The 4,315-nt window shown below is 69.7% G+C and carries 2 protein-coding genes, 1 other RNA gene and 3 pseudogenes; all 6 read left to right on the top strand.

Features of this window, described 5'->3' with window-relative positions; all coding sequences use genetic code 11:
* A pseudogene (locus NI18_RS24610) lies at nucleotides 1–401 on the top strand (aminotransferase class V-fold PLP-dependent enzyme); the annotation flags it as partial.
* A pseudogene (locus NI18_RS17145) lies at nucleotides 398–1,466 on the top strand (cysteine desulfurase family protein). The pseudogenes NI18_RS24610 and NI18_RS17145, both read left to right, overlap by 4 nt.
* A gap of 46 nt (nucleotides 1,467–1,512) precedes the next feature.
* Nucleotides 1,513–1,783: pseudogene (locus NI18_RS17140) on the top strand (2Fe-2S iron-sulfur cluster-binding protein).
* 574 nt (nucleotides 1,784–2,357) lie between these two features.
* On the top strand, nucleotides 2,358–2,594 hold the full coding sequence (locus tag NI18_RS17130; RefSeq protein WP_031441523.1) for a hypothetical protein: 237 nt from the start codon (nucleotides 2,358–2,360) through the stop codon (nucleotides 2,592–2,594).
* Nucleotides 2,595–2,663: 69 nt separating this feature from the next.
* Nucleotides 2,664–2,759: signal recognition particle sRNA small type (gene ffs, locus NI18_RS23615), an RNA gene on the top strand.
* A 380-nt stretch (nucleotides 2,760–3,139) separates the two neighbouring features.
* Nucleotides 3,140–4,315, top strand: a 1,176-nt coding sequence (locus NI18_RS17120) for a DNA polymerase III subunit gamma/tau (RefSeq protein ID WP_037531731.1), incomplete at its 3' end; no start/stop codon positions are given.

The raw sequence follows: 4,315 nt of genomic DNA, 5'->3' as shown, positions 1-4,315 counted from the left end.
CCGGCGCTTCGGCTTGCGGACTCGAAGCCCGCGCGACTGGTTCGCGCCGCTCGCCGAGCTGCGCGCCGAACTTGACGCCGCGATCCTCGCACATGGCGGCGAGATCGTCGCGCAGGCCAGCCCCCGCATCCCCGACCATCGCCTCCTACCGGATGCCCGGCGTCGGCGCGGCGGCGCAGCTGATCCGCCTCGACATGGCCGGGTTCGCGGTCTCGGCGGGCAGCGCCTGTTCGTCGGGCAGCATGCGGCCGAGCCATGTCCTCGCCGCGATGGGCTATCCCGCCGACGCCGCCGCGCAGGTCGTCCGCGTCAGCTTCGGCTGGACCACCACCGCCGACGACGTCGCGCGCTTCGCCGAGGCCTGGACGCGCATCGCCCGCGACATCAGGGCGGCCGCATGAGCTATCTCGATTACCAGGCGACCACCCCCGCTCGCGCCCGAGGCGCTCGCCGCGATGCTCCCCTGGCTCGAATCGCAGCATGCCAACCCGCATTCGCCCCACCGCGAAGGCCGCCGCGCGAAGGCCGCGGTCGAGCTGGCGCGCGATCAGGTCGCGGCGCTGCTCCCCCCCGGTGGCCGCATCGCCTTCACCAGCGGCGCGACCGAGGCGCTGAACTGGGCGATCAAGGGCACCGCCGGGCCGATCACGACGCTCGCCACCGAACACGCCGCCGTCCTCGACACCGCGGCGGCGGAAGCAGCGCAGGGGCGCGACGTGACGATCCTGCCGGTCGGCGCAGACGGGATCGTCGACAGCGTCCCATCCGGCGCAGGCGTCGTCGCCGCGATGCTCGTCAACAACGAGATCGGCGTGATCCAGCCGATCGCCGCGCTTGCCGAGGCCGCGCACGCCGCCGGCGCGCTGATGCTGGTCGACGCGGTCCAGGGCTATGGCCGCGTAGCAATCCCCGACACCGTCGACCTGATCGCAATCTCCGCGCACAAGATCCACGGTCCCAAGGGCATCGGCGCGCTGTGGATCCGCGACGGCGTCACGCTCGCTCCGCTCATGCACGGCGGCGGGCAGGAAGCGCCCGGCCGTTCGGGCACGCTGTCGCCCGCCCTGTGCGCCGGCTTCGGCGTCGCCGCGCAACTGATGGCCGACCGCAGGGACCAGGACGCCGCGCATGTCGAGCGCCTCTGGGCGCTCGCCCGCGACCGGCTCGGCCCCGGCTGGACGATCAACGGCGCCACCGACCCGCGCTATCACGCAATCTCAACGTGCGGCGCGAGGGGCTCGACGTGAACCGGCTGATGTCCGACCTGCGCGACATCGCCTTTTCCGCAGGCTCGGCCTGTGCGAGCGGGTCGGGGCGGGTCGAGCCATGTGCTCCGCGCGATCGGGCTGAGCGAGACCCAGGCCCGGTCGAGCATCCGCCTCGGCTTCGGCCGCTACACCACCGAAACAGACCTCGCCGCCGCGATCGACGCGATCGCGGCCGCGGCGGAAGGGCAATGGCCATGATCGTCCGCTTCCCATGATTGTCCACTTCATCGCCCGCGACGGCAGCATGCGCAGCGTCGCCGCCACCCCCGGCGACCGGCTGCTCGACGCCGCCCAGGCGGACGGCCAGCCGCTCGAGCACGTGCGAGGGCCAGCTTGCCTGCGCGACCTGCCATGTCATCGTCGACGCCGCCGATGTCGCCCGGTTGCCGCCGGCGAGCGCGGACGAGGAGGACATGCTCGATCTCGCCCCCGGCGCGACCCGGACCAGCCGGCTCGCCTGCCAGATCCGCCTGACCGAGGCGCTCGACGGACTGACGGTGCGCATCCCCGGCTGACCGACCAAGCGAACCTTACAGAATGACAACGGCCGGTTCAGCGTCGAGCCACGGCGGTTCGGCGATCAAGCCCCCACCGCCCCAGTATACGGGGCATTGATACAGCCCCGCTGCCCGGGGCTCGAGTGGAGTAGCTCTCATGAGGATCATCGCTTTCTTCGCCGCTGGCGCCCTGGCCGCCGGTACCCTGGTCGCAGCGGCCCCCGCCGGACGCACAGCGTTACGGCTGGGACGGGCCGCGCGGCGGCGGGCATCATGACCGCGGCTGGCATGGCCCGCGCCATCGCTATGACGGCTATCGGGATGGCGGTTACCGGGGCGGCTACCGGGGCGGGTACCGGGATGGATATCGCGGCGGCTATCGCGGGCACCACGGCGGCTATCGCGCGCATTACGGCTATGGCGGGCCGCGTGGCTATGGCCGCTCGCGCGTCGTGTGCCGGATCCAGCGCGGCTATTACGGCCCGGTTCGCCGCTGTTTCCGTCGTTGATACGGAACCGTAATGAGGCGGCGCGAGTTTGCTAACATAGGTTATGGGATTCACGCGAATCCAGACCGCTCAGGAGACTTTCCATGAAGTTGTTTACCCTCGCCGCCGCCGGTCTCGTTGCGCTCACCGGCCTCGCGCCCGTCGGCTTCGCCGCCGAGGCATCCGCACAGCGCACCGTCGTCCATGAGCGGACCGTCGTCCGTCACAACGACAACCGTCCCGGCGTCCGTCATCGTACGCGCACGCGTCAGGTCTGCCGCAACGTGGTCCGCAACCATCATCGCCAGCGCGTCTGCCGCACGGTTCGCGTCAACCGCTAAGAACGGGCCTTCCCCAGGATCAGGCCGTAAAGCGGCTTGATCATCCCGTCCGACCCCGCCATATGCGCAGCGGGAGTCGGGCGGACGGGGTCGTCGCCAACTTGGTCAGATCCGGAAGGAAGCAGCCACAACGATTTCGCCCCGGGTCGTCCCGGCTCCCACCGCGAACATTTGCAAGCAAATGTGAGCGCGGCCAGCGGCGCACAGCGCCGTCTGACGACACGGCGTCGCCGTGGCGCCCCTACCTTCGCCGCCAAACCCCTGATCCCAAACAGCTTTCGCAAAGACGTTCCCGAAACGTTCCATTTCGCTGTAAATCTGCCCGCGTTTGTGGTACGCCGCACCATGGCCCAGATCGTTCCCAGTTCCGGCCCTCGATACGCCGTCCCGAACGGCCGCATCCCGACCTCGCGCTGCACCGCGACGACGCCCGATGTCGACCCGACGCCCAATGTTGAATCGCGCTATCGTCTCAACATTCGCAACATTCGCGGTCCCGGCCATGCCCTTCGACACCGGACCCGACAGCCGCTATGACGACCGCAATGTCAGATTCCTTCGACCTGGGCGAACCGCCGCAGCCGGCTGCTAAGGCGGATGTCGCGTACCGCGTGCTCGCGCGCAAATACCGCCCGCAGACCTTTTCCGAGCTTATCGGGCAGGACGCGATGGTCCAGACGCTCGGCAACGCGATCAAGCGCGACCGGCTGGCGCATGCCTTTCTGATGACCGGCGTGCGCGGGGTCGGCAAGACGTCGACCGCGCGCCTGATCGCCAAGGCGCTCAATTGCATCGGTCCGGACGGGCAGGGTGGTCCGACGATCGACCCGTGCGGCGTCTGCGAACCCTGCCGCGCGATCGCCGAGGGCCGCCATATCGACGTGATCGAGATGGACGCCGCGAGCCATACCGGCGTCGACGACGTCCGCGAGATCATCGACGCGTCGCGCTATTCGGCGGTCACCGCGCGCTTCAAGATCTACATCATCGACGAAGTCCACATGCTGTCGAAGAACGCGTTCAACGCGCTTCTGAAAACGCTGGAGGAACCGCCCGCGCATGTGAAGTTCCTGTTCGCGACGACCGAAGTGAACAAGGTGCCGGTGACGGTCCTGTCGCGCTGCCAGCGCTTCGACCTGCGCCGCATCTCGGCGGAACAGCTCGCCAGGCACTTCGCCTGGGTGTCGACCGAAGAGGGCGTCGTCGCCGAGCCCGAGGCGCTGATGCTGATCGCACGCGCCGCGGAAGGGTCCGCGCGCGACGGCCTGTCGATCCTCGACCAGGCGATCGCGCATGCCGGGCTCGAAGGTGGCGGCGTCACCGCGGACGCGGTGCGGCAGATGCTCGGCCTGTCCGATCGCGGCGCGGTGCGCGACCTGCTCGGACTGATCCTGGCGGGCGACGGGGCGGGGGCGCTCGCCTCGCTGCGGCGGCAATATGACTATGGCGTCGATCCGCTGTCGGTGCTCCGGTCACTGCTCGAAACCGTTCACGGCATCACGCTGACCAAGGTCGGGACGCCGGCCGACGCCGCGCAGCCCGCGGAAGAGCGCACCGCGCGCGAGGAGTGGGCCGCCAATCTGTCCTACCCCGCGCTGCATCGCCTCTGGCAGCTGTTCCTCAAGGGCCATGACGAGGTCGCCAAGGCAGTCCTGCCGATCGAGGCGGCGGAGATGGCGCTGCTGCGGACGATATACGCATCGACGCTGCCCGATCCCGGC

Origin of the sequence: Sphingomonas sp. Ant20 (genome assembly GCF_000783375.1) — a bacterium.
GTDB lineage: Bacteria > Pseudomonadota > Alphaproteobacteria > Sphingomonadales > Sphingomonadaceae > Sphingomonas > Sphingomonas aerolata.
The sequence above is the reverse complement of the archived record's forward strand: the minus strand, read 5'-3'. Positions and strand labels throughout refer to the sequence as shown.

What these genes read in the sequence shown, in the direction of transcription:
- NI18_RS17130 (WP_031441523.1), top strand. Translation starts at nt 2,358, where the DNA reads ATGAAGTTGTTTACCCTCGCCGCCGCCGGTCTCGTTGCGCTCACCGGC.